This window comes from Pseudomonas sp. MPDS (assembly GCF_013283895.1).
GTDB classification, from domain to species: Bacteria; Pseudomonadota; Gammaproteobacteria; order Pseudomonadales; family Pseudomonadaceae; genus Aquipseudomonas; species Aquipseudomonas rhizophila.
This window is the reverse complement of sequence record NZ_CP054128.1, coordinates 3,709,979-3,736,290: the sequence shown is the minus strand read 5'-3', so window position 1 is coordinate 3,736,290 and position 26,312 is coordinate 3,709,979. Positions and strand designations below refer to the sequence as shown.

22 protein-coding genes are annotated in these 26,312 nt (G+C 61.9%); 16 read left to right on the top strand and 6 right to left on the bottom strand.

Going from position 1 to position 26,312, the window contains the following annotated elements; all coding sequences use genetic code 11:
- Positions 1 to 130: 130 nt before the first annotated feature.
- Entirely contained in the window at positions 131 to 1,987 is a 1,857-nt protein-coding gene (gene exaA, locus HQ912_RS16405) for a quinoprotein ethanol dehydrogenase (protein WP_047229002.1), read from the bottom strand.
- Positions 1,988 to 2,239: 252 nt separating this feature from the next.
- Between exaA and pedF the strand changes: the two genes are divergently transcribed.
- From pedF to yghX, 12 genes are all read left to right on the top strand, one after another.
- Positions 2,240 to 2,701 carry a cytochrome c-550 PedF gene (pedF, locus tag HQ912_RS16400; protein ID WP_076385155.1) on the top strand — a complete coding sequence of 154 codons (462 nt, stop codon included), beginning with the start codon at positions 2,240 to 2,242 and terminating at the stop codon, positions 2,699 to 2,701.
- 5 nt (positions 2,702 to 2,706) lie between these two features.
- Positions 2,707 to 3,582 carry a substrate-binding periplasmic protein gene (locus tag HQ912_RS16395; RefSeq protein ID WP_047229004.1) on the top strand — a complete coding sequence of 292 codons (876 nt, stop codon included), beginning with the start codon at positions 2,707 to 2,709 and terminating at the stop codon, positions 3,580 to 3,582.
- A gap of 10 nt (positions 3,583 to 3,592) precedes the next feature.
- Positions 3,593 to 4,348, top strand: a complete 756-nt coding sequence (locus HQ912_RS16390) for a quinoprotein dehydrogenase-associated SoxYZ-like carrier (RefSeq protein ID WP_139050450.1) — start codon at positions 3,593 to 3,595, stop codon at positions 4,346 to 4,348.
- Positions 4,349 to 4,364: 16 nt separating this feature from the next.
- Positions 4,365 to 5,300 carry a quinoprotein relay system zinc metallohydrolase 1 gene (locus HQ912_RS16385; protein WP_173407032.1) on the top strand — a complete coding sequence of 312 codons (936 nt, stop codon included), beginning with the start codon at positions 4,365 to 4,367 and terminating at the stop codon, positions 5,298 to 5,300.
- Positions 5,301 to 5,478: 178 nt separating this feature from the next.
- Complete coding sequence (locus HQ912_RS16380) at positions 5,479 to 6,351, top strand: alpha/beta fold hydrolase (RefSeq protein ID WP_047229007.1); 873 nt, start codon at positions 5,479 to 5,481, stop codon at positions 6,349 to 6,351.
- Positions 6,352 to 6,560: 209 nt separating this feature from the next.
- Positions 6,561 to 8,336: a PQQ-dependent methanol/ethanol family dehydrogenase gene (locus HQ912_RS16375; RefSeq protein WP_173407031.1), complete on the top strand. Its 1,776-nt coding sequence runs from the start codon at positions 6,561 to 6,563 to the stop codon at positions 8,334 to 8,336.
- A gap of 285 nt (positions 8,337 to 8,621) precedes the next feature.
- Positions 8,622 to 10,142, top strand: coding sequence for an aldehyde dehydrogenase family protein (locus HQ912_RS16370; RefSeq protein WP_076385147.1), 1,521 nt, complete (start codon positions 8,622 to 8,624; stop codon positions 10,140 to 10,142).
- Positions 10,143 to 10,381: 239 nt separating this feature from the next.
- Complete coding sequence (gene pqqA / locus HQ912_RS16365) at positions 10,382 to 10,453, top strand: pyrroloquinoline quinone precursor peptide PqqA (RefSeq protein ID WP_003243383.1); 72 nt, start codon at positions 10,382 to 10,384, stop codon at positions 10,451 to 10,453.
- A gap of 113 nt (positions 10,454 to 10,566) precedes the next feature.
- The gene (gene ercA / locus HQ912_RS16360) at positions 10,567 to 11,730 is read left to right on the top strand and encodes an alcohol dehydrogenase-like regulatory protein ErcA (RefSeq protein ID WP_173407030.1); all 1,164 of its coding nucleotides are present in this window, start codon (positions 10,567 to 10,569) and stop codon (positions 11,728 to 11,730) included.
- Entirely contained in the window at positions 11,714 to 13,084 is a 1,371-nt protein-coding gene (locus HQ912_RS16355; RefSeq protein WP_047229924.1) for a hybrid sensor histidine kinase/response regulator, read from the top strand. The genes ercA and HQ912_RS16355 overlap by 17 nt, the downstream gene beginning before the upstream one ends.
- 485 nt (positions 13,085 to 13,569) lie before the next feature.
- Positions 13,570 to 15,213: a malate dehydrogenase (quinone) gene (gene mqo, locus HQ912_RS16350; protein ID WP_173407029.1), complete on the top strand. Its 1,644-nt coding sequence runs from the start codon at positions 13,570 to 13,572 to the stop codon at positions 15,211 to 15,213.
- A 91-nt stretch (positions 15,214 to 15,304) separates the two neighbouring features.
- Positions 15,305 to 16,195: a YghX family hydrolase gene (gene yghX, locus HQ912_RS16345; protein WP_173407028.1), complete on the top strand. Its 891-nt coding sequence runs from the start codon at positions 15,305 to 15,307 to the stop codon at positions 16,193 to 16,195.
- A gap of 15 nt (positions 16,196 to 16,210) precedes the next feature.
- Here yghX and HQ912_RS16340 read toward each other — a convergent pair whose 3' ends face one another.
- The gene (locus tag HQ912_RS16340) at positions 16,211 to 17,698 is read right to left on the bottom strand and encodes an aldehyde dehydrogenase family protein (RefSeq protein WP_173407027.1); all 1,488 of its coding nucleotides are present in this window, start codon (positions 17,696 to 17,698) and stop codon (positions 16,211 to 16,213) included.
- A 213-nt stretch (positions 17,699 to 17,911) separates the two neighbouring features.
- Here HQ912_RS16340 and HQ912_RS28010 point away from each other — a divergent pair, with 213 nt between their 5' ends.
- Complete coding sequence (locus HQ912_RS28010) at positions 17,912 to 18,883, top strand: methyl-accepting chemotaxis protein (protein ID WP_076385139.1); 972 nt, start codon at positions 17,912 to 17,914, stop codon at positions 18,881 to 18,883.
- A 39-nt stretch (positions 18,884 to 18,922) separates the two neighbouring features.
- Here the strand turns inward: HQ912_RS28010 and HQ912_RS16330 are convergent, their stop codons facing one another.
- Positions 18,923 to 20,251 carry an alginate export family protein gene (locus tag HQ912_RS16330; RefSeq protein ID WP_173407545.1) on the bottom strand — a complete coding sequence of 443 codons (1,329 nt, stop codon included), beginning with the start codon at positions 20,249 to 20,251 and terminating at the stop codon, positions 18,923 to 18,925.
- Between the two features lie 292 nt (positions 20,252 to 20,543).
- On the opposite strand from HQ912_RS16330, the gene HQ912_RS16325 reads away from it, so the two are divergent.
- The 3 genes from HQ912_RS16325 (at position 20,544) to feaR (ending at position 23,694) form a co-directional block, all read left to right on the top strand.
- Entirely contained in the window at positions 20,544 to 22,043 is a 1,500-nt protein-coding gene (locus HQ912_RS16325) for an APC family permease (RefSeq protein WP_139050442.1), read from the top strand.
- Positions 21,988 to 22,608, top strand: a complete 621-nt coding sequence (locus tag HQ912_RS16320; protein WP_047229918.1) for a DUF3156 family protein — start codon at positions 21,988 to 21,990, stop codon at positions 22,606 to 22,608. Before HQ912_RS16325 ends, HQ912_RS16320 begins: the two co-directional genes overlap by 56 nt.
- Positions 22,609 to 22,731: 123 nt before the next feature.
- Positions 22,732 to 23,694: a transcriptional regulator FeaR gene (gene feaR / locus HQ912_RS16315; RefSeq protein WP_047229917.1), complete on the top strand. Its 963-nt coding sequence runs from the start codon at positions 22,732 to 22,734 to the stop codon at positions 23,692 to 23,694.
- 150 nt (positions 23,695 to 23,844) lie between these two features.
- On the opposite strand, the gene HQ912_RS16310 is transcribed toward feaR, so the two are convergent.
- Genes HQ912_RS16310 through HQ912_RS16300 form a run of 3 tightly spaced genes read right to left on the bottom strand, consistent with a single transcriptional unit; the run spans position 23,845 to position 26,219 of the window.
- Positions 23,845 to 24,612: an SDR family oxidoreductase gene (locus HQ912_RS16310; protein WP_173407026.1), complete on the bottom strand. Its 768-nt coding sequence runs from the start codon at positions 24,610 to 24,612 to the stop codon at positions 23,845 to 23,847.
- Positions 24,605 to 25,405 (bottom strand): SDR family NAD(P)-dependent oxidoreductase, encoded by an 801-nt coding sequence (locus tag HQ912_RS16305; protein ID WP_173407025.1) that lies wholly within the window; start codon positions 25,403 to 25,405, stop codon positions 24,605 to 24,607. Before HQ912_RS16305 ends, HQ912_RS16310 begins: the two co-directional genes overlap by 8 nt.
- Entirely contained in the window at positions 25,398 to 26,219 is an 822-nt protein-coding gene (locus HQ912_RS16300) for a molybdenum cofactor biosynthesis F family protein (RefSeq protein ID WP_173407024.1), read from the bottom strand. The genes HQ912_RS16305 and HQ912_RS16300 overlap by 8 nt, the downstream gene beginning before the upstream one ends.
- Positions 26,220 to 26,312: the final 93 nt, after the last annotated feature.

Sequence of the window (26,312 nt, the reverse complement as noted above, 5' to 3'; positions counted from 1 at the left end):
TTGCTAGACACAGAATCTGTGTCCAATGAGATCAAGAGTGGGAGCGGGCTTGCTCGCGAAGCCGTCGGCACATTCAACATCACTGCCAACTGAACCACCGCTATCGCGAGCAGGATCGCTCCCGCAAGGGTTATTGGCGGGCCACCTTGTTATCCCAACTCGGAATCTTGAACACCCAGAACGACCCGCCCTGGGCCACCGGCTTGGTCAGCTCGGCCATGTCGCCGCCCCACAACGGCACGGCGCCGCCGTAGCCGACGGTCACGCCGATGTACTGTTCGCCGTCCTGTTCCCAGGTGATGGGCGGGGAGACGATGCCGCTGCCGGTCTGGAACTTCCACAATTCCTGGCCGGTCTTGGCGTCGAAGGCCTTGAAGAAGCCGTCGCCGGTGCCGGTGAACACCAGATTGCCCTTGGTGGCGAGCACCCCGGCCCACAGCGGCAAGGCTTCCTTGTGTTCCCAGACCACCTTGCCGGTGGTGGGGTTCATCGCCCGCAGGCTGCCGACGTGATCGTCATACATGCGCTTGATGCGAAAGCCCATGCCCAGGTAGGCCGAGCCTTTCTTGTAGTTAACCTCTTCGGTCCAGTATTCCTCCTTCCACTGGTTGCCCGGCACGTAGAACAGCCCGGTGTCCTGGCTGTAGGCCATGGGATTCCAGTTCTTGCCACCCAGGAAAGGCGGTGAGACTTCCACCGGTTTGCCCTTGGTTTCACCCGGCAGTGGCTTGGCCGGACGCTGACCTGGATTTTCCACCGGGCGGCCGGTCTTCAGGTCGATGTGGCTGGCCCAGGTGATGTTGTCGACGAAAGGGAAGGCGTTCTGCAGCTTGCCGTTGTTGCGGTCCACGACGTAGAAAAAGCCGTTGCGGTCGGCGTGAGCGGTGGCCTTGACCAGCTTGCCGTCCTTGTCTTTGTAGTCGAACAGCACCAGCTCGTTGTTGCCGGAGAAATCCCAGGCATCGTTGGGCGTGTGCTGGTAGAACCACTTCACCTCGCCGGTACTCGGGTCGACGCCTACCTGGCCGGAGGTGTAGAGGCTGTCGTAATCCTGCGGGTTGCCATCCTTGGCCGTGCGCGCCCAGGTGTTCCATGGCCCCGGGTTGCCGGCGCCGACGATGATGGTGTTGGTTTCGGGGTCGAAACTGGCGCTCTGCCAAGGTGCGCCGCCGCCGTGGCTCCAGGCCTCGACCTTGCCGGTTTCGGTGGTTTTGTCGTCGGGCCAGGACGGTGCTTTCACATCGCCGGTCGGCGTGCTGTCCTTGCCGTTGAGACGGCCCATGTGGCCTTCGACGAAAGGCCGCATCCAGACTTCTTCACCGGTGTCCGGGTCCCGGGCGAACAGTTGCCCGACCACGCCGAACTCATCCCCGGAACTGCCATGGATCAACAGCACCTTGCCGCTGGTCTTGTCCTTGATCAGCACCGGGGCTCCGGTCATGGTGTAGCCGGCCGCGTGATCGCCGAACTTCTTGTTCCACACCACTTTGCCGGTGTTTTTATTCAGGGCGACCACCCGCGCATCCAGCGTGCCGAAGTAGATCTTGTCGCCGTAAATGGCCGCGCCCCGATTGACCACGTCGCAGCACGGGCGAATGTTGTCCGGCAGCCGATGGCTGTAGGTCCACAGGCGTTTGCCGGTCTTGGCGTCGAGGGCGAATACCCGCGAGTAAGAGCCGGTGACGTACACCACGCCGTCGCTGACGATGGCCTGGGACTCCTGGCCGCGCTGCTTTTCGTCGCCGAATGAATAAGACCAGGCCGGCGTGAGCTTGAACACGTTCTTGTCATTGACCTGGGCCAGCGGGCTCCAGCGCTGGGCGTTGGTGCCCATGCCGTATTGCAATACGTCGCGGGTGGTCAGGTGGTCGTTGGCGATGTCTTCCCAGGTGACTGCGGCGTTCGCCTGCGGAGTCAGGGACAGGCTGCCGGCCAGCAGCAAGGCAACGGTCAGGGAAGAGAGGGCGGGGAGCGTTTTTATTGTCATGGTGGGCATTCCCAGTGAGGTTTTGGCCTGACTAGGTTGGGTCGCGTCAGGGCTCTACCGATACGGAAAAAGTCCCGCCCTTGCCGGGAAGACTTCCCGAACCGGCTGTCTTTGCGAACCGCGCCGGATGACCCGCTACCAAGGAACTAGCGTGCGGCCACCAAAGCAGCATTCGGCTGGGGTGCAGGCGTTCCTAAGATGACGGCACGGCCTCTGTAGAGAGGTCTTGCGTGCAAATTCGAGGGCATAACAATGACAACAAAACGCAACGCCATCATCGCTACCGCATTGCTGATAGGGCTGACCGGCGCAGGCTCCGTGTGGGCCCATGGCAACGTAGTGCCCCAGGCAGTGGAAACCAAAGGGCTGACCCCGATCAAGGACACCGGCCTGCCAACAGATGGCGATGGTTGGCTCGCGCAAAACCCTTACCGCAGTTCTCCCGAGCGAGACAAAGCGGTGGAAATCGGCGCCTCGGCCTACAACCAGAACTGCGCCGCGTGCCACGGCCTGGAAGCCAAGTCCGGCGGGATCGCGCCGGATCTGCGCATGCTGGATGCCGCCGAAGCCGGAGATGAGTGGTTTGTCGAGCGCGTGCGTCACGGCGCGGTGCGCGACGGCCGGGTCTACATGCCGAAAATGGCAGACTATTTAAGCCAGGAAGCCTTGTGGGCGGTGCGCACCTATCTCGACAGCGTGCACGTCGAGGAGTGATCGCCATGCGCCTGTTCGCGTGGATATTCTGCAGCCTGTTGCTGTGTGGCCAGACGGTTCAGGCACAGGTGCGTAACTACGACGAAATGATCGCCGCCGGCGAGCTGAAAGTGGCGGTGTATAAGGATTTTGCCCCCTATAGCTTCGAAGACCACGGCCAGCCTCGGGGCGTGGACGTGGAGTTGGCCCAGGCCCTGGCCAAAGCCCTTGGCGTGCGCCTGCGATTGATCTGGGCGCCGCCCGGCGAAAAGCTCGATGACGACCTGCGCGATTACATCTGGCGCAGCAGTGCCCTGCATGGTCGGCAACTGGCCGACCTGATGATGCGCGTGCCTTACGATCGCGACTACGTACAAAAGCGCAACGACATCGGTGAACTGGAAAACGCCCAGGTCGCCATGTTCGGGCCTTATCAGCAGGAGTGCTGGCAAGTGGCGTACGACCGCCGCCGGCTTGAAAGCGTAGGCAGTGTCGCGGTATTCCAGCAGCACCCCATTGGCGTTGAAGTCGACAGCGTGCCGTCGTTCTACCTGACCTCGGTGTTCAACGGCATGCTCAGCGCCAGGACCCATCACTTCCCCGGCGTAGGCCAGGCGTTCAAGGCCATGCGGGCCGGGCAGGTCGACGCGGTCATGGCCATGCGCGGGGAGATCGACTGGCAACTGCATGAGGCAGCCGATCCGCAACTGGCATTGGCCGAAAATGCTTACCCGAACATGGGCAAGCAACGTTGGGAAATCGGCATGGCGGTGCATGAGAGCAACCGGCAGCTGGCTTATGCGGTGGAAGAAGCGCTGGAAGGGTTGATCCGCGACGGTAGTCTCAAAACCATCTATGCCCATTACGGCCTGCGTTACGAAGTGCCCGAGATGTATCAATAGGAGCGCAGGGATGAACTGGCGAGCGTGGGGTCTGCTGTTGTGCTGCCTGCCGTTGACGGCGACGGCGCTCGAGACCGGGAAGGACCCGGTGCCCTCGGTGATGTGGGCCTTCTATCACAAACAATTGCTGGGTGAGGCGCCGTTCGTGTTCGACGACCGGGTCCGGTTGCTGGCGCCGCCTTTTGCTGAAGACGCGCGCCAGGTGCCATTGCAGATCGATGCCCGCGCATTCACCGGCGACGTGGTGCGCATGCTGGTTTGGGCCGAACTGAACCCGCTGCCCAAGATCGTCGATTTCCAGCCGGGGGAGCGGGTGCTGCCCTGGCTGTCGATCCGCATTCGCATCGAGCAGGCCACGCCGTTGCGCGCTGCCGTGCAGACCCGTGACGGGCTGTGGCACGTCGGCTCGACACTGATCGACGCGGCCGGTGGCGGCTGCACTGCGCCAAGCGTGGTGCGGACCCAGCCGGGCTGGGAAGAACACTTGGGCGAAGTGCTGGGAGCTCGTTACCCCCGAGGTGAAGACAGCCGCCTGCGCCTGCAAGTCGCCCACCCGATGGACAATGGGCTGGTGAGCGGCATCCCGGAGTTTTACCTCAACCAGGCGCAGTTGCTGGACGCCGACGGCCAGGTGCTGGCGCGCCTGGAGCTGTTCCCGGCCGTCAGCGAAAACCCCAACCTGAGCTTCGACATTCAAGGCCCCGGGCAGACCCGCCTGTTGTTGCGTGACAACAGCGGCAATGAATTCGAGGCTACGGTCCCCTGACCACAAGGAGCGCGCCATGCGTTGGTTGTTGCTGATCTGGCTGGGCCTGTGCCTGCCGACATGGGCCGCAGCGGACTATTCACTCAAGCCCCGGCAGATCGCCGAAGGCACCTGGCTGCTGGAAGGCAGCACGGACAATTTTGCCAAGGCCAACGGCGGCAACATCGTCAACACCGCTTTTATTGTCACCGAGGCCGGCGTGGTGGTCATCGACAGCGGCCCGTCCCGGCGCTACGGGCAGGCCTTGCGCCAGGCGATTGCCGCGATCACCGATAAGCCGGTAGTCCAGGTGTTGCTGACCCATCATCACCCCGACCATGTCTTGGGCAACCAGGCCTTCAGCGACGTCTCCATCGGCGCGCTGGCGGGGACCACGGATCTGTTGCGCCAGCAGGGCGATGCCATGGCCGAGAACATGTACCGGCTGGTCGGTGACTGGATGCGTGGCACCGAAGTGGTGTTGCCAAACCAAGTGCTGGTTCCCGGTCCGCTGAAGGTCGGCAACCATTCGTTGCGTCTGCTGGCATTGGCCGGGCACACCGGGGCGGACCTGGCGATCCTCGATGAAACCACCGGCGTGTTGTTTGCCGGCGATCTGGTGTTCTACGAACGAGTCCTGACCACCCCGAACAGCCCCGGTCTGGAGGTCTGGCTCAAGGATCTGGACACCCTGCAAAGCCTGTCGTGGAAGCAGATCGTACCCGGCCATGGTCCAGTGGCGAGCGATGCCCGGCCTTTCTTGCAAATGCGCGACCACCTCAGCTGGCTCGACCAACTGATGCGCGACGGCGCGGCCCGGGGCGATGACATGGCCGAGATGATCCGCAGCCCCATCCCCGAGCGTTTTGCCGGGATCAGCCTGAGTCGCTATGAATTGATTCGCAGTGTCAGTCATCTTTATCCGCGTTATGAGCGGGTAGGGATGAAGCGAGTAGATGCCAAGATTGAGTAGTCCCGGCAAATCCCCCGGCTAGCGCCAAAAATGAAAAAAAGCGGGCCTTGGTCTAAGGTCATTGTTAAGGACACAGCAGGGGTGTGGTGCCTGAAAAAATAGCCGAAGTCGCGGAACCGAAGATGTCATGGCCGCAGAGTGCTTTCTACGCAAGGCAGAACTCTGGAGCAGCGATGAAATGACCATCACAAAAATCCTCCACGACAAAATCCACGCCAATGGCATCGAAATGCACTATCGGTTTACCGGGCAAGGGGCACCGATCGTCCTTCTCCACGGCTGGCCACAACACTCTCTGATGTGGAATCGGGTCATGGCGGAACTCGCCGACCAGTATCTAATCATTGCCCCGGATCTGCGCGGAGCCGGAGGATCGTCGATTACGCCCGGGGGCTACGACAAGCGGACCATGGCTCGCGATCTACGAGCCCTCATCGAGAAGCTCAACCTGGGGCCGGTCTTCCTTGTGGGCTACGATCACGGTGTTGGCGTTGCTTACCAATATGCCGGCGCGCACCCCAACGAGGTTCGACGGCTGGCCCTCGCCGAATATGCGCTGCCGGGGTTCGGCTACGAGGCCAAGCTGACGCCGTCTCGAGACTGGGACGTTGCCAGCAGCTGGCAACTCAGCTTCTTCACTCAGCCCGATGTTGCGGAAATGTTCATTCGCGGAAAGGAGCGCGAGTTGCTCTCCTGGTTTTTCTGGAAGATGTCCGCCAACCCTGAGGGCGTGAGCGGCGAGGACTTCGAGGAATATGTCCGGCAGATCATCAAACCAGGCGCGCTGCGAGCGGGCCTCAATTACTACGCTGCGGTCTGGCAGGACATGGACGACCATTCCGAAACCGCTCGGCGGGGCAAACTGCAGATGCCCGTGCTCGGCATTGGTGGTCGATGGGGGTTCGCCGAGAAGACCAGCCTGCTCCTCGAACCGGTGGCGCAGCACCTGAGTGGGACCGTCATTGAAGGTGCCGGACACTGGCCGGCCGACGAACGTCCCGACGAGTTCGCCCGAATCTTGCGCGATTTTTTCCAAGCCGACTCGCCCTGAAGCCGGCATGCCGTTCACGTAAGGCTGGCGCCACCTTACCGGCTTCCTGAGGGAACAGCGTTGTAACGGTCCAATCCGGTCTTCACATGTACCAAGGAACTAGAAAACTCAACACAGCGGGCAATTGTTGACGACGGCCCCAAGGCCAAGAATCTGCGGCAGACCGGGAAAATTTCCCGGGTATAACAATAACCGCAGAGGTAGCCGTCATGACTCATCCCGCACGTCGCCAGCCCTTCGCCGTGAGCCTGCTGCTCAGTGCCATGCTGCTGTCCGGTTCGGCCTTGGCCGCCGTGACCGATCAGGAAATTCTCCAGGACCCGAAAAACCCGCAGCAGGTCGTGACCAACGGCCTCGGCGTGCAAGGCCAACGCTATAGCCCACTCGACACGCTCAACGTGAATAACGTCAAGGATCTGCGTCCGGTCTGGGCGTTCTCCTTCGGCGGTGAAAAGCAGCGCGGCCAGCAGGCCCAGCCGATGATCAAGGATGGGGTGATGTACCTCACCGGTTCCTACTCGCGGGTGTTCGCGGTGGATGCACGCACCGGCAAGAAACTCTGGCAATACGATGCGCGCCTGCCCGATGACATTCGTCCTTGCTGCGACGTGATCAACCGTGGCGTGGCGCTGTATGGCGACCTGGTGTATTTCGGCACCCTGGACGCCAAGCTGGTGGCCCTGAACAAGGACACCGGCAAGGTGGTGTGGAGCAAGAAAGTCGCTGACCACAAGGAAGGTTATTCCATCAGCGCCGCGCCCATGATCGTCAATGGCAAGCTGATTACCGGCGTGGCGGGCGGCGAGTTCGGCGTGGTGGGCAAGATCAGCGCCTACGACCCGAAAAACGGCGAGCTGCTGTGGACCCGTCCGACCGTGGAAGGGCACATGGGTTATGTCTACAAGGACGGCAAGGCTATCGAGAATGGCATTTCCGGTGGCGAAGCCGGCAAGACCTGGCCGGGGGATCTCTGGAAGACCGGTGGTGCGGCGCCCTGGCTGGGCGGCTACTACGACCCGGAAACCAATCTGCTGCTGTTTGGCACCGGTAACCCGGCACCGTGGAACTCCCATCTGCGCCCTGGCGACAACCTCTATTCCTCGTCGCGCCTGGCCCTCAACCCAGACGACGGCAGCATCAAATGGCACTTCCAGAGCACCCCTCACGACGGCTGGGACTATGACGGCGTCAACGAACTGATCTCCTTCAACTACAAGGAAGGGGGCAAGGACATCAAGGCTGCGGCCACCGCCGACCACAACGGCTTCTTCTACGTGCTCGATCGCACCAACGGCAAGTTCATCCGCGGCTTCCCGTTTGTCGACAAGATCACCTGGGCCAGCGGCCTGGACAAGGAAGGGCGGCCGATCTACAACGAGGCCGGCCGTCCGGGCGCGCCGGGCAGCGAAGCCAAGGGCAGCTCGGTGTTTGTCGCGCCGGCGTTCCTCGGGGCGAAGAACTGGATGCCGATGGCCTACAACCAGGACACCGGGTTGTTCTACGTGCCGTCCAACGAATGGGGCATGGACATCTGGAACGAAGGCATCGCCTACAAGAAGGGCGCGGCGTTTCTGGGGGCCGGTTTCACCATCAAGCCGCTGAACGAGGACTACATCGGTGTGCTGCGGGCCATCGACCCCAAGACTGGCAAGGAGGTCTGGCGTCACAAGAACTTCGCGCCGCTGTGGGGCGGAGTGCTGACCACCAAGGGCAACCTGGTGTTCACCGGCACGCCTGAAGGATTCCTGCAGGCCTTCAACGCCAAGACTGGGGAAAAGGTCTGGGAATTCCAGACCGGCTCCGGTGTGCTCGGTTCGCCCATCACTTGGGAAATGGATGGCGAGCAATACGTCTCCGTCCTCTCGGGCTGGGGTGGCGCGGTGCCGTTGTGGGGCGGCGAAGTGGCCAAGCGCGTGAAGGACTTCAACCAGGGCGGCATGCTCTGGACCTTCAAGTTGCCGAAAGAGTTGGTGGCCAAGCGCTGAGTTGTCATTGAGCCGGGGGCTGCTTTTGTGGCGAGGGGATTTATCCCCGCTGGGCTGCGAAGCGGCCCCAAAATCTTTGCGAGCGCTGCGCACTCGAGCGGGGATAAATCCCCTCGCCACAAAGGCAGCGCTTGTTCCCGCTTTTCGTGTCCTGAAAAATCCACAAACCTACGACCAAATAACGAGAGCCCCCCTGCCAATGACGCATTCGTCCAGCATGCGGGTCTCTCTACCATCGGCCTATCGCCTGTCCCGCGACAGGCATCGACCAGGCAGAGGCCCATTATGATCTATGCACAACCCGGAACCCCAGGCGCCGTCGTTACCTTCAAGCCGCGCTATGGCAATTTCATCGGCGGCGAATTCGTCGCGCCGGTTAACGGCGAGTATTTCACCAACACGTCCCCGGTCAACGGCGAGGTCATCGCCGAGTTCCCACGCTCCAACGCCGCTGACATTGACAAGGCCCTGGACGCAGCCCACGCCGCTGCCGATGCCTGGGGCAAGACTTCGGTGCAGGATCGCTCCCTGGTGCTGTTGAAAATCGCCGACCGCATCGAACAGAACCTGGAACGCCTGGCTGTCAGCGAGACCTGGGACAACGGCAAAGCCGTGCGCGAAACCCTCAACGCCGACGTACCGCTGTCGGCCGACCATTTCCGTTATTTTGCCGGCTGCATCCGCGCCCAAGAGGGTGGGGCCGCCGAGATCAATGAACTGACCACCGCCTATCATTTCCACGAACCGCTGGGCGTGGTCGGACAGATCATCCCGTGGAACTTCCCGCTGCTGATGGCCGCCTGGAAACTCGCCCCGGCCCTGGCCGCGGGTAACTGCATCGTGCTCAAGCCAGCGGAGCAGACGCCGTTGTCGATCACCGTGTTCGTCGAGCTGATCGCCGACCTGCTGCCGCCCGGTGTGTTGAACATCGTCCATGGCTTTGGCCGCGAAGCCGGTGAAGCCCTGGCCACCAGCAAGCGCATCGCCAAGATCGCCTTCACCGGCTCGACCCCGGTGGGCTCGCACATCATGAAATGCGCCGCCGAGAACATCATCCCGTCCACCGTGGAGCTGGGCGGCAAGTCGCCGAACATCTTCTTCGAAGACATCATGCAGGCTGAGCCGGCGTTCATCGAAAAGGCCGCCGAAGGCCTGGTGCTGGCGTTCTTCAACCAGGGCGAAGTCTGCACCTGCCCATCACGGGCGCTGGTGCAGGAGTCGATCTACGCGCCGTTCATGGCCGAGGTCATGAAGAAGATCGCCAAGATCAAGCGCGGCAATCCGCTGGATACCGAAACCATGGTCGGCGCCCAGGCGTCCCAGCAGCAGTACGACAAAATTCTTTCGTACCTGGACATCGCCCGGGAGGAGGGCGCCGAGCTGCTCACGGGCGGCGCGGCGGAACATCTTGAAGGGGATTTGTCGAGCGGCTATTACATCCAGCCGACCCTGCTCAAGGGCCACAACAAGATGCGCGTGTTCCAGGAAGAGATCTTCGGCCCGGTGGTGGGCGTGACCACGTTCAAGGATGAAGCCGAAGCCCTGGCGATCGCCAACGACACCGAGTTCGGCCTCGGCGCCGGTCTCTGGACCCGTGACATCAACCGCGCCTATCGCATGGGTCGGGCAATCAAGGCCGGGCGTGTCTGGACCAACTGCTACCACCTGTACCCGGCCCACGCCGCGTTCGGTGGCTACAAGAAGTCTGGCGTGGGTCGTGAAACCCACAAGATGATGCTCGACCATTACCAGCAGACCAAGAACCTGCTGGTGAGCTACGACGTTAATCCGTTGGGCTTCTTCTAACCCAGAAACACCCCCCTGTGGGAGCGAGCCTGCTCGCGATAGCGGTAGATCATTCAACCTCTATGTTGAATGTTCAGGCGTCATCGCGAGCAGGCTCGCTCCCACATCTGGATTTGTGTGATTGCAGCATTGCTACCAACGCACCCCACTCACCGCTTCGAAAGTAGCATTCGAACGTCGGGTACAGCGTGCATTAATGACCTTGCCGGAATGGCCCGGTACAAGAAGAGGAAAGACCCATGTGGACTAAACCCGCGTACACCGACCTGCGTATAGGCTTTGAAGTGACGATGTACTTCGCCAACCGATGAGCGTTGGCCCGGCCTGAGATGTTCAGGCCGGGCTACCCATTTGGTCTGATTGCAATCACGGTGGGATGCTTTAGGCTCAGGGTATTCCCGGAACAATAAGAACAGGCTTACCGATGAGCCAGAGTCTCAGCCCGCTGCGCAAGTTCGTTTCACCTGAAATCATGTTTGGCGCCGGTTGCCGGCACAATGTCGGCAATTACGCCAAGACGTTCGGCGCACGCAAGGTGCTGATCGTCACCGATCCCGGCGTGATCGCCGCAGGATGGGTCGCCGACGTCGAGGCCAGCCTCCAGGCCCAGGCCATCGATTACTGCATCTACAGTGCCGTCTCGCCCAATCCCCGGGTCGAAGAAGTCATGCTCGGGGCCGAGCTGTACCGGGAAAACCACTGCGATGTCATCGTCGCGGTCGGTGGCGGCAGCCCCATGGATTGCGGTAAAGGCATCGGCATCGTCGTTGCCCATGGTCGCAATATCCTGGAATTCGAAGGCGTGGACACCTTGCACGTGCCCAGCCCACCGTTGATCCTGATTCCCACCACCGCCGGCACCTCGGCGGACGTGTCGCAGTTCGTGATCATTTCCAACCAGCAAGAGCGCATGAAGTTTTCCATCGTCAGCAAGGCCGCGGTGCCGGACGTGTCGCTGATCGACCCGGAAACGACCCTGAGCATGGACCCGTTCCTGTCCGCCTGCACCGGCATCGATGCGCTGGTGCATGCCATCGAGGCGTTTGTATCCACCGGCCACGGCCCGCTCACCGACCCCCATGCGCTGGAGGCCATGCGCCTGATCAACAGCAACCTGGTGCAGATGATCGCCAACCCGGCGGATGTCGCCCTGCGGGAAAAGATCATGCTGGGCAGCATGCAGGCCGGCCTGGCGTTCTCCAACGCGATTCTCGGTGCGGTGCACGCGATGTCCCACAGCCTGGGCGGGTTCCTGGATTTGCCCCATGGCTTGTGCAACGCGGTGCTGGTGGAGCATGTGGTGGCGTTCAACTACAACTCGGCGCCCGAGCGTTTCAAGGTGATTGCCCAGACGCTGGGTATCGATTGCCGGGGCCTCAATCACCGGCAGATCCGTACCCGGCTGGTGGAACACCTGATTGCCCTCAAGCGCACCATCGGCTTTCACGAAACCCTGGGGCTGCACGGGGTGAGCATTTCGGATATTCCGTTCCTGTCGCAACATGCGATGCATGACCCGTGCATTCTCACCAACCCTCGGGAGTCGAGTCAGCGGGATGTCGAGGTCGTCTATGGCGAAGCCCTCTGACGAACAGCAAAAAGCCCTGGCCGGGCTGCTCGGTCTGGGCAATCACTCCACGCGCAAGAGCCACTATCCGGAACTGGCCGCGCGCCTCGATGAGCTGGAACAGGCTCGGCAACACCTGCAACAGCTCAACGATCAGTTGGAACAGCGGGTGGCCGAACGTACCGACGCGCTGCTGGAGGCCAACCGCAACCTGCAACAACAGATCACCCAGCGCGAGCTGATCGAACAACAACTGCGCGATGCTCGGGACGCTGCGCAGGCGGCCAACCGCAGCAAGGACAAATACCTGGCCGCCGCCAGCCATGACCTGCTGCAACCACTCAACGCCGCACGCTTACTGATCGCCACATTACGCGAACGCTCGCTGCCCACCTCCGAACACGTGCTGGTGGAGCGTACCCACCAGGCGCTCGAAGGGGCGGAGGACCTGCTCACCGACCTGCTGGACATCTCCCGGCTGGACCAGGCTGCAGTCAGGCCGGACCTGGCGCCGTATCGGCTGGATGAGTTGCTCGCGCCGCTGGCTTCGGAGTTTCAATCAGTGGCTGGCGCTGCCGGGTTGGAGCTACGGGTACGTTTCGGCGACGAAACAGTGATGACCGACCTGCGGCTGATGACCCGGATCTTGCGCAACCTGCTCAGCAATGCCTGTCGCTACACCGCTCAGGGCGGCATCCTGTTGGCCGCGCGGCGTCGGGGCGAGCGGTTGAGCCTGGAGGTCTGGGACACGGGGCGCGGTATTGCTGCCGACTGCCTGGAGTCGATCTTCCTGGAGTTCAACCAGCTGGACGTAGGTCGCGCTGCCGATCGCAAGGGTGTCGGCCTGGGTTTGGCGATTGTCGAGCGTATCGCCCACATTCTCGGTTATCGGGTCCAGGTACGTTCCCGCCCGGGGCGCGGTTCGGTATTCAGCATCGAGGTGCCGTTGTCTGCTGAACGACTGCTGCCCATGGCCCAGATGCCCGCCCAGGCCGTCGCCGGTAACCCGCTGCCTGGCCGCCGTCTGCTGGTCATCGACAATGAGCTGAGCATTTTGCAAAGCATGGCTGCGCTGCTGGGGCAGTGGGGGTGTGACGTGTTGACCGCCACGGACGAGGCGGGTGCCTTTGACGTGCTGCAAGGCCGCGCGCCGGAACTGATCCTGGCGGATTTCCACCTGGATCATGGCGTCGTCGGGTGCGAAGTGGTCAAGCACTTGCGCGAGCATTTCCAACAGACGATCCCGGCGGTGATCATCACCGCCGATCGCAGCGACCAGTGCCGCCGCGCCTTGCGCAAACTCAATGCGCCACTGCTCAACAAACCGGTCAAGCCCGGCAAATTGCGGGCGGTGTTGAGTCAGTTGCTCGGATAGCGATTGGCGAGGTGACGCCAGATTTCACCAACAATCCCTTGTGGGAGCGAGCCTGCTCGCGATAGCACTGGGTCAGCTTGCATCACTGTCTAATGCGCCACCGCCATCGCGAGCAGGCTCGCTCCCACATTTTTCAGCCAGTGCGCCATCAAAACGCCGTCATTTGGTCGGTGTTTATGCCTTGAATGAAAAAAGAGGCTTCGGTCTGTTTAGTTCATTCTGTAAACTCCCCCCGCTGCGACAATCGGGCGCGGCCATGTCTGGCCCGATTACAAGCGTTTTGCAGTGTCCCTCACCCAGCTGAAGCCAAGACCTACAAGAAGTCAGCGCCGGAGAGACATAAAAGCGAGGCCGATGATTCTCGGCCCCTGTAGGTCCGTCCTCCAGTCCCGTCTCGACCCCAGTCATGCCGTATGCCGGCCATGGCGTGGTCTATCCTTGCAGGACTGGTGGGCGGAATGGCGTTCTACCCTAGGGATACACACATGTTGAAGAGAACACACACGGCGCTGCTGGGCCTGGCGATGGCGATGGGTCTTGCGACCACGCACGCCGCCGAGGCAAAAAAAGTGGATGTCCTGCTCATTGGTGGCGGCATCATGAGCTCGACACTCGGCGTTTGGCTCAATGAGCTGGAACCGGACTGGACCATGGAAATGGTCGAGCGCCTGGACGGTGTTGCCCAAGAGAGTTCCAACGGCTGGAACAACGCCGGTACCGGCCACTCCGCGCTGGCCGAGCTGAACTACACGCCCGAAGACAAGAATGGCAAGGTCGAAATCGCCAAGGCCATCGAGATCAACGAAGCGTTCCAGGTTTCCCGTCAGTTCTGGGCCTGGCAGGTCAAGAACGGCGTGCTGAAGAACCCGCGCTCGTTCATCAACTCCACCCCGCACATGAGCTTTGTCTGGGGTGAGGACAACATCGCGTTCCTGAAGAAGCGCTACGAAGCCCTTCAGGCCAGCCCGTTGTTCGCCGGCATGCAGTACTCCGAAGATCGCGAGCAGATCAACAAGTGGGTACCGCTGATGATGCAAGGGCGTGATCCGAGCCAGAAAGTCGCGGCCACCTGGAGTCCCTTGGGCACCGACGTGAATTTCGGCGAAATCACCCGTCAGTTTGCTGCTCACCTGCAAACCAAACCGAACTTCTCCCTCAAGCTGTCCAGCGAAGTGCAGGACATCACCCGCAACGAAGACGGCACCTGGCGCGTTGCGTACAAGAACCTGAAGGACGGTAGCGAAACCGAGACCGACGCCAAGTTCGTGTTCATCGGCGCTGGCGGCGGTGCCTTGCACCTGCTGCAGGAAGCCGACATCCCCGAAGCCCGTGAATACGCCGGCTTCCCGGTAGGCGGCTCGTTCCTGGTGACCGAGAACCCGACCGTCGCCCAGATGCACCTGGCCAAGGCCTACGGCAAGGCTTCGGTTGGCGCACCGCCGATGTCGGTTCCGCACCTGGACACCCGCGTGCTCGACGGCAAGCGTGTGATTCTGTTTGGCCCGTTCGCCACTTTCTCCACCAAGTTCCTGAAGAACGGTTCGTACTTTGACCTGCTGACCAGCACCACCACCCACAACGTGTGGCCGATGACCAAGGTGGGTATCGAACAGTACCCGCTGGTTGAATACCTGGCCGGCCAGTTGATGCAGTCGGACGAAGATCGCTTCAACGCCCTGAAGGAATACTTCCCGGACGCCAAGCAACAAGACTGGCGCCTGTGGCAGGCCGGCCAGCGCGTGCAGATCATCAAGCGTGATGAAGAGAAGGGCGGCGTCCTGAAACTGGGTACTGAAGTGGTCGCCTCCCAGGACGGCAGCATCGCCGCTCTGCTGGGTGCTTCGCCAGGTGCCTCGACTGCTGCGCCGATCATGCTGACGGTGCTTGAGAAGGTCTTCAAGGACAAGGTCGCCACCCCGGCCTGGCAGGAAAAACTGCATCAGATCGTGCCAAGCTACGGCACCAAGCTCAACGAAAGCCCTGAGCGTGTGGCTCAGGAGTGGGCTTACACCAGCGAAGTCCTGCAGCTGGACACGCCACCGACGATCGGCCAGCAGCGCACCGCGCCTGCACCGACTGCGCCGGTCGCTGCCCCGCAAAGCAACCCGGCGGCCGACATGGCGCTGTAAACCGGACGTTGTCTGGTGAATAAAAAACGCCGCTCATCGAGCGGCGTTTTTTTTCGTCTATGATTTTTCGATCCCCGAAGAGGATCAAACCATGACTCGCCTGACCGCCAAGGACTTTGCCCCCGAACTGCTCGAGCTTTACGATTTTTACGCCCACGGCCAGATATCCCGAAAGATCTTCCTGGAGCGGGCCAGTCAGTTTGCGGTGGGCGGGCTGACGGCCGGCGCACTGCTGGCGTCGTTGAGCCCCAACTATGCCCAAGCGATGCAGGTGAACTTCACCGACCCGGATATCGTGGCGCAGTACATCACTTATCCCTCTCCCAACGGTCACGGTCAGGTGCGCGGCTATCTGGTCCGGCCAGCCAAGGCTAGCGGCCCGGTGCCCGGTGTGGTGGTCGCCCATGAGAACCGTGGCTTGAACCCCTATATCGAGGACGTCGCCCGGCGTGTGGCCAAGGCCGGTTTCGTGGCGCTGGCGCCGGACGGCCTGACCTCGGTGGGCGGGTATCCGGGTAACGATGACAAGGGGCGCGAGCTTCAGCAGCAGGTTGATCCCGAGAAGCTGATGAACGATTTTTTCGCTGCTGTTGAATTTCTGATGAAACACGACGCCATTGGCGGCAAGAAAGTCGGCATCACCGGTTTCTGCTACGGCGGCGGGGTGGCCAATGCCGCCGCCGTGGCGTATCCCGAGCTCGGCGCGGCGGTGCCATTCTACGGGCGCGGGCCCAAACCTGAGGACGTGCCGCGAATCAAAGCACCGTTGCTGATCCACTACGCCGAACTCGACACCCGCATCAACGAAGGCTGGCCGGCCTATGAAGCAGCGCTCAAGGCCGGGAAGAAGACCTATCAGGCCTATATCTATCCGGGCGTCAACCATGGCTTCCACAACGACTCGACCCCGCGCTATGACGAAGCGGCTGCCGAACTGGCGTGGGGGCGCACCCTTGAGTGGTTCAAGCGTTACCTGGGATGAGCGCCACGTCGCGGCTCAGTAGCGAATCATCACGGACTTGAGTTCCGTGTAGTCGTCGATGAAGGCGCTGCCGAACTCCCGGCCCATCCCCGAAGACTTGCTGCCGCCAAAGGGCACGGCCGGGTCGAGCAGGGTGTGCATGTTCACCCATACGGTGCCGGCTTCGATGGCGGGCACCATGCGCAGGGCCTTGCCCAGGTCATTGGTCCAGAGGCTGGCACTCAGGCCGAACGGCGTGTCGTTCATCAGCTCCAGCAGCTCTTCTTCACTGTCGTAAGGCAAGAACGTGGCGATCGGGCCGAAGGTCTCTTCGTGAAGCAAGGTATCGCTGCGACTGTTGGCAAGGATGATGGTCGGCTCGACATAACAGCCCGGTCCGTCGATCAACTTGCCGCCGTGAATGATGGTGTTGTCTTGTGCCCGGGCTTTGGCAAAGAACTCGCCGAGTTTGCGCTGATGCTGGCGGTTGGTGACCGGGCCGAACTCGGTGGCTTCGTCCAGGGGCGAGCCGATATTGAGTTTGCTCAGGCGCTGGGCCAGTTTGTCCATGATCGGTTCAAGCTGCGAACGATGGACAAAGAACCGCTCGGCCGCCGCGCAGATTTGCCCTGAGTGCAGAAAACCCGCTTCGATGATGCCGTTGACCGCCACGTCCGCCGCCACGTCCGGCAGAAAACCCGCCGCATTCTTGCCGCCCAGTTCCAGTGTGGCACGGGTCAGCCCGGCGCCCATGGCGCTCTGGCCGACGGCGAGGCCGGTTGGCACGGAACCGGTGAACGAAACCTTGTTTGTGCCAGGGTGCTCGATCAACGATTTGCCTACTTGACCACCGCCGATCACCACGTTGAGGGCACCCGGTGGCAGGCCCGCGTCCATGGCCAGTTCGGCGATGCGCAGGATGGTCAGCGGCGTGAACTCGCTGGGTTTGATGATGATGCTGCAGCCGGTCACCAGTGCCGAGGCGAGTTTCCAGATGGCAATCATGGTGGAGAAGTTCCACGGCACGATGCCGACCACCACGCCCACCGGTTCGCGCAGCGTGAACGCGGTGTAGCGTTCACCGGCGAAGGAGGGCAGCGACGGGGTGATGGTCTGGCCGCTGATCTTGGTGGCCCAGCCGGCGTAATAACGCAAAAAATGCGCGGCCTGGTCGACCTCGAAAGCGCGGGATATCTGGATGATCTTGCCCGACTGGCAGGTTTCGATCTGCGCCAGTTCTTCGCGATGGCGCTCCAGTAGGTCCGCCAGCTTGAGCAGCACGTGACCGCGCACGGCCGGTGCCACCGCAGACCACTGCTTGAACCCGCGCCGCGCCGACTCCACCGCCGCATCGATATCGCCTGGCGAGGCTTCGCTGACCTGTGCGATGACCTGGCCGGTGGCGGGGTTGACGACGTCCAGCGTCTGCGCGCTTTGGCTTTGGACATAACGACCGTCGATGAACAGCGCGTGGTGTCGGGCGAGAAAAGCTTCGACCTGAGGCAGCAGGGCAATATCGCTCATGAGGGTTTCCTGATCGCGGGCAAGGGAAAGTCTGGAGGTTAATCCCTGGGGGCCGATGCGGCTTGACTGTGCCTGCCGCGGGGTATGTCTGTGGCTGCCAGTTTCCGGGAGGGGCTGGCAGCCAGGAGCAAAAGCCATTGCAGCCATGTACAAGCCAGCGCGACCGGTTTGCGTTCAGATCAGTGTTTCGACTGACGGGCAAAGGGGCGGGCGATGTTTCTCCAGACCAACAAACAGAAGCTGGCGTTGATCGCGCAAATACAACGCGCATTGGCCGGAGAGGGCGGCGACGCCCCGATGCTGGAGGTGTATCCGTCACTGCGGGACTGTCTTGAGCAACACGCACGGCAGATGACGCAGGCAAGCGAAGACCTGCACAATGCCCAGGCACAGGTGAGCGAGCAGAGCGCGCGAGGCCGGCAACGTGAGCATGAACTTGAGGTGACTCGCCAGCAGTTGGAACAGGCCCTGGAGCGCGAGCATCGGCTTGAAGCACGCCTGGATGAACACCGCCAGCAGTTGCAGCAACTCCAGCAGCAAGCGCACATCTGGGAGCTGCTGCAATCGACCCTGACCGAAGGCTGCTGGGACATCACGGTGGTCAATGGCGATCTGCAGCACCCCGCCAGCGCCATGCGTTTTTCCGGTCAGTTCCGCTCGCTGCTGGGCTACACCGCCGATGAGTTACCCGATGGCTGGGATGCCCAGGTCAGCATCACCCACCCTGACGACCTGCCAAAGATCATGGCGATTTTCGAGCGGGAAATCCTTGGCTCCCAGGGCAGCGGCGAGTACGTATTCGAATACCGGATGCGCCATAAAAGCGGGGATTACATCTGGTGTCGCGAGCGTGGTCGCGCGTTACGGGATTCGCACGCACGCCTGGTTCGGGTCATCGGTGCGGTGCGCGATATCAGCGATGAACGCTCGGCCCAATCCACCCACCAGCGCATGCTGGAGCAGAACCAGGTGACCTACGCCCAGATTGCCACCGTGGTGGGGGTGATCAAGGGCATCGCCGAGCAGACCAATCTGCTGGCCTTGAACGCCGCCATTGAAGCGGCCAGGGCGGGCGAGGTCGGACGCGGTTTTTCCGTGGTGGCCGATGAGGTGCGCAAACTGGCAGAAAGCACTCGCCAGGCGACTCATCAGATCCAGACCATGTTGCATCAGCACAAACAATAATCCGCCCGGGAGCTGCCTTCGGGGCAGCTCCCGGTTGCTTCAGAATGGAACCGCTACCACCAGTTGGCTGTAGACATTGGTGCCGTTGCCACTCACTTGATTGCCGCCGTTGCTCGCGTCCTTTTCCGGCTTGTACAGACCCACCAGTGGCGTGACGATCAGGTGTTCGTTCACGGCCCATTCCACATACAGGTCCAGCTCCCGTCCATCGAGATTCAGCGTGTCGCGGGTGTGCAGGGTCTTGTAGTCGAAGAATAGCGCGCCGATAGTCACTGCCTCTGTTGGCTTGAGCTTGAGCCCCAGGTGCTGGACAGCGGTGTTGCTGTTGAACGGCCCGGAATAGTTGCCGGTGACTTCGCCCTGGAACCAGGTGCCATAGCCGCGACTCGTGCCGTTGAACATCGAGTCCCAGTCCTTGGAGTAGCGGCTGTAGCGATAGGTCAGGTCCGGGGTCCAGGGCAGCTCAGCGAAGGTGTAGCCGGCTTCGGTGTACCAGGCTTTCTCCGGGCCCGCGTCCTTGTCCTGCCAGGCATATTCGAAGGCAAAGTGGGCATTGTCGATGCCGGCATTCCCCGCGCCCCGCAGGCTGTAGATGTCCATGCCTTCGCGCTGCTTCTGGAACTCGCTGGCGTAGCGATCATCGACGTCGATGCCATGGATGTAGGTCAGCCCCAGTGTGCCTGGTGCTGCGCTGTATTGCAGGGTACCGGCGGCCATTTCGGTATTGGCCTGGGCGCGGTTGTCGGACTTGATCCACATCAGGCTGCCGTGTACGCCTTCCTGGCCGCCCAGGCGCAGCACGGCGGTCTTGTCGAAGGCATGACGGGCCGCCAGGTAATAGGCGCCGCCGCGGTTGAACTCACCGTCGGCCACGCCTTTGCCCAGGTTCAGACCGTCGTCATTGATGATGAAACCATCGCCGAGGGTAATGACCTGGCGACCGTAGGACAGGTCGACGCCGTCCTTGCCCAGCGCCGGGAACAGATCCCCTGAACGCCAGCCGGCAAACGCTTCATCGAACTTGGTGGTGCGTTCGGATCCGTCGCTCAGGCCCGCGGCATCGCCGTCGCCCCAGGTACCGGAGCTGACCAGATTGGCCGTCCCGTAGACGCTGCCCATGGCGCCGAGTGTCTGGTCGATACTCAGGCCATACTTGATAAAACCCTCACGCCAACTTGAGCCGCCGCGGGTGCCGTCATAGTTCTTGCGACTATTGAACATCCCGTAGACCGCCAGGAAGTTGCCGGTAACCGTGGTGTCGTCGTCGGCGTAAAGCTCATAGGCCTGGGCCGACGAATCAGCCACCAGCAGGGCGATTCCAAGGCCGATGGCGTTGCGCAGCAAAGGTGTATTGCGGGTGTGCTCCATGGTGTTTTCCCCAGTGTGATAGGACATCAGAGCGCCCATTAAGGGGAGACCGGGGCAGGGAAGTCTTTTACCTGCCTGCCAGATAATTGATCCAGCCCGCCAAGGCGCGAGCGCTGGCAGGCAGCAACAAAACCGGCGGCAGACACGGGCAAGACGCTCGGGCCGAGGGCGGCGCACAGTGATCCTGCACGCGACGCCGTTTCGATCAGGGACTGGCTGGGGAAGGCTTGAGCGCCGGCTCCTGGACGGCAGTGGCATCCATACTAAAAATCCGCTTTCGAGGATCTTCACGATGTCGATCAATGACAGGCTCACCGAGCACTTGAACCGGGGTACGGTGGGCTTTCCCACCGCGTTGGCCAGCACCATTGGCCTGATCATGGCAAGCCCGGTGATTCTCACCGCCACCATGGGCTTCGGTATTGGCGGCAGCGCCTTTGCCGTGGCGATGTTGATCGCCGTGGTCATGATGCTGGCCCAGGCGACCACCTTCGCCGAAGCCGCCTCGATCCTGCCCACCACCGGCTCGGTCTACGACTACATCAACTGTGGCATGGGACGCTTTTTTGCAATCACCGGTACGCTGTCGGCCTACCTGATTGTCCATGTGTTCGCCGGGACTGCGGAAACGATCCTGGCCGGGGTCATGGCCCTGGTGAATTTCGAGCACCTCAACACCCTGGCCGAATCGGCGGGTGGCTCCTGGCTGTTGGGTGTAGGGTTCGTCGTGGTCTTCGGCGTGCTGAACGCGTTTGGTGTCAGCGCCTTCGGCCGGGCCGAGATCATCCTCACGTTCGGCATGTGGACGACCCTGATGGTGTTCGGCGTATTGGGCTTGATCGCCGCTCCGGCGGTGGAGCTGGAGGGGTGGTTTGGCGCATCCGTGGTGGGCACCGACCTGGTGACGGTGCTGTCGCTGGTGGGCATGGCCATGTTCATGTTTGTCGGTTGCGAGTTCGTCACGCCACTGGCGCCGGACCTGCGGCGCTCGGCCACGACCATGCCGCGGGCCATGATGCTGGGGTTGTTCGGCGTTGCCACGTGCATGTTCATTTATGGCGCGGCGATGAAGCGCCAGGTCGAAAACGTGCTGCTCGATGCCACCAGCGGCGTGCACTTGCTGGACACGCCCATGGCGATTCCGCGATTCGCCGAGCAGGTCATGGGCGATATCGGTCCGATGTGGCTGGGGATCGGCTTCCTGTTTGCCGGAGCGGCGACCATCAACACCCTGATGGCCGGTGTGCCGCGGATTCTGTATGGCATGGCGGTGGATGGTGCGCTGCCGCGGTTTTTCACCTATCTGCACCCGCGTTTCAAGACCCCCGTGCTGTGCATCCTTGTGGCGATGCTGATTCCCTGTCTGCACGCGTTGTGGCTCGGCGGCAATACCGACAACATCATGCATCTGGTGCTGGCTGCAGTGTGTGCCTGGAGTTTTGCCTACCTGTTGGTGACCGTGTCGGTGATCAGCCTGCGGATCCGTCGTCCGGATCTGCCACGGGCCTATCGCTCACCGTTTTTCCCGCTGCCTCAGATCCTGTCCAGTGTCGGCATCGTCATCGGCATGTGGTTCATCACTCCACCAGGCATGAATCCGGCAGACATTTACGTTCCATTCGCGGTGATGCTCGGTGGCACTGCGGCCTACGCCTTGTTCTGGACCCTGGTGGTGCAGAAGGTCAATCCATTCAAGCCCGCGTCGGTGGAAGACGTGCTGGCCAAGGAGTTTTCCCATGAGCCAGGGCAACCTGTCAGCGAGTTTGACGAACGTGCTGCGAAGACTGTCTGAGCTGTTCAGTGCCCACCGCGCCCCGGTCGGTTATCGTCCCGGGGTGACGCTGGAACACTTGCGGCGCAACCTCGGGCTGGCGCGATTCGAGATGTCCGGCCCGGTGATGGCGATGGCCGTCACCGATGATGGTTGCTTGCAGGTGGAGATCGTCGAGCGCACCGAGTCGCAGTTGTTGATGCACCTGGTGATGACCGAGTTCGTGCTGCGCGTGCCTGCGTCGAGAGAGGGCACGGCACGCGTGGAACTGCACCATGGCGGGGCCGTGCGTCGCCAGGGTATTCGTTGTCGGCTCAAGGAAGGGGACAATCAGCTGTCGGCTCGTTTGAAGACGGCGATAGAGGGCGATCCGGCGCTGTACCAAGCCCTCATGCCGCTGGACTTCAAACGCCTGCGCATCGATCTGCAAGACCACCAGTGGTGCGTGCGGCTGGAGCACATGGGCGGCAGTGAGGTGGTGAATCGGATGCCGGCCTTTCGGCGCTACATTGCTTTGAGCCGCGAGCAACGGATTGCCTTGTGGGCGGTCTTGAGCGGCTTGCAAAGGGTGCTGGGAACACTCTGATTTGTGGGCTTTGCCCTGGCATCAATTGTGCTACTGCTCTGGCGATCAGGTACTTGTTGCGTGCATATAGATAACATGTTAACTATTGCCGTACAAAAACAATAAGCCACTGCGGAGAGCGCCATGAGCATGCATCAGGTTGGGCAAGACGGGCTGGAGACCTGGAACCGGGATCTGCGCGCGACTTGCGGCCATTTCGAGACGGAACTGGCCTTTAATCGCGCGCTGTTTATTGGTGAGGTGTCGAATTTCTTCCGTGGCGGTCTTTCCCTCGCCAACTTGCGTACCAACGCTGGCTGTATCAAGCGTCACTCGCCAAATCCCGACCACGATGACGACCAGGATTGCTTCCTGGTCAGTCAGCGCAGTGGATATTCACGCATTACTCAGAACGGCCTGAGCATCCAGCTGGCGCCCGGCGAACTGCTATTGATGGATTCGGTGGGCTCGCTCGAGATCAGCCCGTTCGGCCTGATTGAACACGCGGTGTTGTCTCTGTCCCGCCAGGATGTGTCCAGGAAACTGGGCGGGGAAACCCGGACCTTCGGCAAGATCTCCTCGCGCAAGGCTTGTGGGCGCATGTTGCACGTCTTGATGGATCAGCTGTGCAAGGACACTCCCGACGGTGAGGGCGCCACAGGAGAAGGCGAAGCTTTGCAGAATGCGTTTGTTTCGCTGCTCGGTTCGGCCCTGGAGCAGGGCACCGGATCGGAGGATGACGGCGTTGCGTTGCAGGGCAGTCACTTGCGCAGTTATGTGCAGAAAGTCATCGACGAGTCCCTGACCCAGCCCGGCTTGAGCCCGGTGGGCCTGGCCAACCGTCTGAACATTTCGGTGCGCCACCTGTACCGTTTATTCGAAGAACAGGATGACAGCGTCTGCCGCTACATCCAGCGGGCCCGGCTCAAGCGCAGCGCCGATGACCTGACCAATCCGTTCCTGCGGGACGAATCCATCACTTCGATCGCCTACAAATGGGGCTTCACCGATTCGGCCCATTTCAGCCGTTCGTTCAAGAAACAGTTCGAGCTATCGCCCAAGGAATTTCGTGCCAGCCATCTGCAACAGGTACAGGGGGTGGTTTGAGTGGTGGGCGCATTCAGGGTCGGCTCAAGCTGACCCACGGCTATCGCGAGCAGGCTCGCTCCCACAGTGGATGGGGGCTGTGGGAGCAGGGCTGCCGGTGATGACGGCTGCGTCGACATCATCGCCAGCCGACGCACCGCTCCCACACGCTCAAACCTCGGGCAAGGTCGAGCCGCCGTCCACCACCAGGGTTTGTCCGGTCACATACGCGGCCAGGTCCGATGCCAGAAAGAGCATGGCGCCGGCGATGTCGGACGGGGTGCCCAGGCGTCCCAGCGGTACCCGACGGGCGATGTCTTGATTGACCGCATCATCTCCCAGGTTCGCCATGGCCGGTGTCGCGATCATCCCGGGTTCGACGCCGTTGACCCGGATATGCTCACTCGCCAGTTCCAGTGCCGCATTGCGGATGAACCCGTTGACTCCGGCCTTGGACGCCGCATAGTGACTGAGCCCTGGATAAGCCACCCGCGGGCCGGTGACCGAGGAGGTCACCAGCACGCAGCCCTGGCCCTGCCGACGGAACATCGGCAATGCTCCCTGAGTCAGCCAGAACAGCGCCGAAAGGTTGACTGCCAGCGTGCGCTCAAGCATCGCTGGTGTGATCCCGGCAAAGGGTGTCAGGGGAAAGTACCCGGCGTTGTGCACCAGAACATCCAGCCTCCCCAGACGCTGCTCCAGATCAGCCATCAGCGTACTGATCGCCGTTGCATCGGCCAGGTCCACGCCCACGGCCTGTACCTGACAACCTGTAGCGGTCAATTCGCTCGCCACCGCCTCGGCCTGTGCCAGGTCCAGGTCAGCGATCACCACACGGCCCCCACGCCAGGCGAAGGCTTTGACGATGGCCCGGCCTATACCCTGGGCACCGCCTGTGACCAGCACCGTTTTTGCGCTGAAATCCAGATCATCAGGCATCCGTGACCTCCATCCGGCTGAAGGCCAGGGTTGGTACGTCTACGATGCTGGAGCCACCGTCGGCCACCAGTGCCGCGCCAGTGATGATCGAGGCTTGATTCGAGGCCAGGAAACGACACACATGGGCAATCTCCAGCGCGCTGGCGGGCCTGCGCAATGGCACGTCCGCGCAGACCCTGTCGTAGGCCTGCTGCAGCGTTTCGCCGTGAAACTGCATCAAGACCTGCACTTCCTCATCAGCCATCGGCGTGCGCACCCAGCCCGGGCAGACGGCGTTGACCCGCACCCCGCGCGGGCCGTAATCGCGCGCCAGGGAGCGGTTCAGCCCCAGCAGCGCGTGCTTGGCGGTGGTATAGCCGCAGACTTGCGGGCCTGCCGCCAACGACGCGATGGATGCGATCAGGACAATGTTGCCAGCGCTTTCCTGCAGCAGCGGCAGGCACGCCCGGGCGCTGTAGAAGGCGCTGTCGAGATTGCTGCGCATGGCCGCTTCCCAGGTCTGCGGGCTGGTCTGGGTGGCGCTGCCCAGGCCCATGCCGCCAGCGCAGGCCAGCAGCACATCGAGCCGGCCATAACGCTCGCGGATCTGTGCGACGAAGCCGTCCCAGGTCGTCGGGCACGCGGCATCGCCCACCAGCACCAGGCCGCCTATTTCCTCGGCCAGTTGCGCCAGAGGTTCGCGGCGTCGGCCGATCAGCACCAGGTTGGCGCCCTCAGCGGCATACAACCGGGCGCAGGCGGCACCGATGCCAGTGCCCGCGCCCGTGATCACGATGGTGCGCAATTCAGGCATCGGGATATTCCGTCCGGTTGAGAACCTGGCAGTAGGAACTGACGGGGAAATTGGAAAACTCATCGAAAGACGCGCCGGCATAACCGAAAATCTTGCCGTCGCTGCGGTGCTGCTGCATGTCGATCAGCACCAGGCCCAGGGTCGGGATGATCTTTTCCCGCCAGACGAACAGGTACAACTGATCGGCGATCTTGTAGGTGTCACACCGGTCGGTATCGCACAGGCCCTGTTCGACACCCTTGAGGCACTGCCAGGAATAGAACCGGTCGTTGAGATAGATGTGTTCGTAGACTTCGCTGGGGCTGTAGCGATACAGGTTGCGCAGGCCCACCAGTTCGGTGGTCGGTGCATGTGGGCACAGGCCCTGCTGCCAGGGGCGGTCGAGACTGCCGTGAAGGAACTCCACTTTCACGCCCGTCAGTGGCTGGCCGGCCAGCGCGCGGCTGTACAGACCTTCGCGAGTTTGTTCTTGCCCGGGCATGCTGCCGATCACTGCGGTGAACGCCGCGTGAGCGGTATCAAGTACCAGGCTGACCGACCAGGCTTGTGCGCCTTCGTGCTTGACGAAATCCACCAGGTAGAGGCCTGGCCGCACCGACGTGGCTCGATAAGGCGCAGTGCCGCTGGAATGGCCGTCGGCTGCGTTCCATGACAGGGTTTGCTGTTCGAAGCGGTGTTCGATCTGCCAGCCATTGGCGAAATTCAGCGTGAAGGTCTTACCGTTCAGGTCGGCCAGGTTCGGCAGGATGAACGCTTCAGAGGCAAAGCCGTCAGCCAGGGCGCCGACGGTGATCCAGTCTGTAGGTGTGGTCATTGCAAGACTCCGGTTGGATGAGATAGCCACCCGGATCATGGCGCCTTGCGCGGGGCTGGCCCATCAACCGAATGGTTGAACCGGCACAGGCAA

Excerpts from the sequence above, each read along its gene's own strand:
- HQ912_RS16320 (WP_047229918.1), top strand. The coding sequence starts at position 21,988 with ATGAGCCAGGGCAACCTGTCAGCGAGTTTGACGAACGTGCTGCGAAGA.
- HQ912_RS16390 (WP_139050450.1), top strand. The coding sequence starts at position 3,593 with ATGAACTGGCGAGCGTGGGGTCTGCTGTTGTGCTGCCTGCCGTTGACG.
- HQ912_RS16355 (WP_047229924.1), top strand. The coding sequence starts at position 11,714 with ATGGCGAAGCCCTCTGACGAACAGCAAAAAGCCCTGGCCGGGCTGCTC.
- HQ912_RS16380 (WP_047229007.1), top strand. The coding sequence starts at position 5,479 with ATGACCATCACAAAAATCCTCCACGACAAAATCCACGCCAATGGCATC.
- HQ912_RS28010 (WP_076385139.1), top strand. The coding sequence starts at position 17,912 with ATGTTTCTCCAGACCAACAAACAGAAGCTGGCGTTGATCGCGCAAATA.
- feaR (WP_047229917.1), top strand. The coding sequence starts at position 22,732 with ATGAGCATGCATCAGGTTGGGCAAGACGGGCTGGAGACCTGGAACCGG.
- exaA (WP_047229002.1), bottom strand. The coding sequence starts at position 1,987 with ATGACAATAAAAACGCTCCCCGCCCTCTCTTCCCTGACCGTTGCCTTG.
- HQ912_RS16305 (WP_173407025.1), bottom strand. The coding sequence starts at position 25,405 with ATGCCTGAATTGCGCACCATCGTGATCACGGGCGCGGGCACTGGCATC.
- ercA (WP_173407030.1), top strand. The coding sequence starts at position 10,567 with ATGAGCCAGAGTCTCAGCCCGCTGCGCAAGTTCGTTTCACCTGAAATC.
- HQ912_RS16375 (WP_173407031.1), top strand. The coding sequence starts at position 6,561 with ATGACTCATCCCGCACGTCGCCAGCCCTTCGCCGTGAGCCTGCTGCTC.
- pedF (WP_076385155.1), top strand. The coding sequence starts at position 2,240 with ATGACAACAAAACGCAACGCCATCATCGCTACCGCATTGCTGATAGGG.
- HQ912_RS16385 (WP_173407032.1), top strand. The coding sequence starts at position 4,365 with ATGCGTTGGTTGTTGCTGATCTGGCTGGGCCTGTGCCTGCCGACATGG.
- mqo (WP_173407029.1), top strand. The coding sequence starts at position 13,570 with ATGTTGAAGAGAACACACACGGCGCTGCTGGGCCTGGCGATGGCGATG.
- HQ912_RS16395 (WP_047229004.1), top strand. The coding sequence starts at position 2,707 with ATGCGCCTGTTCGCGTGGATATTCTGCAGCCTGTTGCTGTGTGGCCAG.
- HQ912_RS16300 (WP_173407024.1), bottom strand. The coding sequence starts at position 26,219 with ATGACCACACCTACAGACTGGATCACCGTCGGCGCCCTGGCTGACGGC.
- yghX (WP_173407028.1), top strand. The coding sequence starts at position 15,305 with ATGACTCGCCTGACCGCCAAGGACTTTGCCCCCGAACTGCTCGAGCTT.
- HQ912_RS16325 (WP_139050442.1), top strand. The coding sequence starts at position 20,544 with ATGTCGATCAATGACAGGCTCACCGAGCACTTGAACCGGGGTACGGTG.
- HQ912_RS16310 (WP_173407026.1), bottom strand. The coding sequence starts at position 24,612 with ATGCCTGATGATCTGGATTTCAGCGCAAAAACGGTGCTGGTCACAGGC.
- HQ912_RS16340 (WP_173407027.1), bottom strand. The coding sequence starts at position 17,698 with ATGAGCGATATTGCCCTGCTGCCTCAGGTCGAAGCTTTTCTCGCCCGA.
- HQ912_RS16370 (WP_076385147.1), top strand. The coding sequence starts at position 8,622 with ATGATCTATGCACAACCCGGAACCCCAGGCGCCGTCGTTACCTTCAAG.
- HQ912_RS16330 (WP_173407545.1), bottom strand. The coding sequence starts at position 20,251 with ATGGAGCACACCCGCAATACACCTTTGCTGCGCAACGCCATCGGCCTT.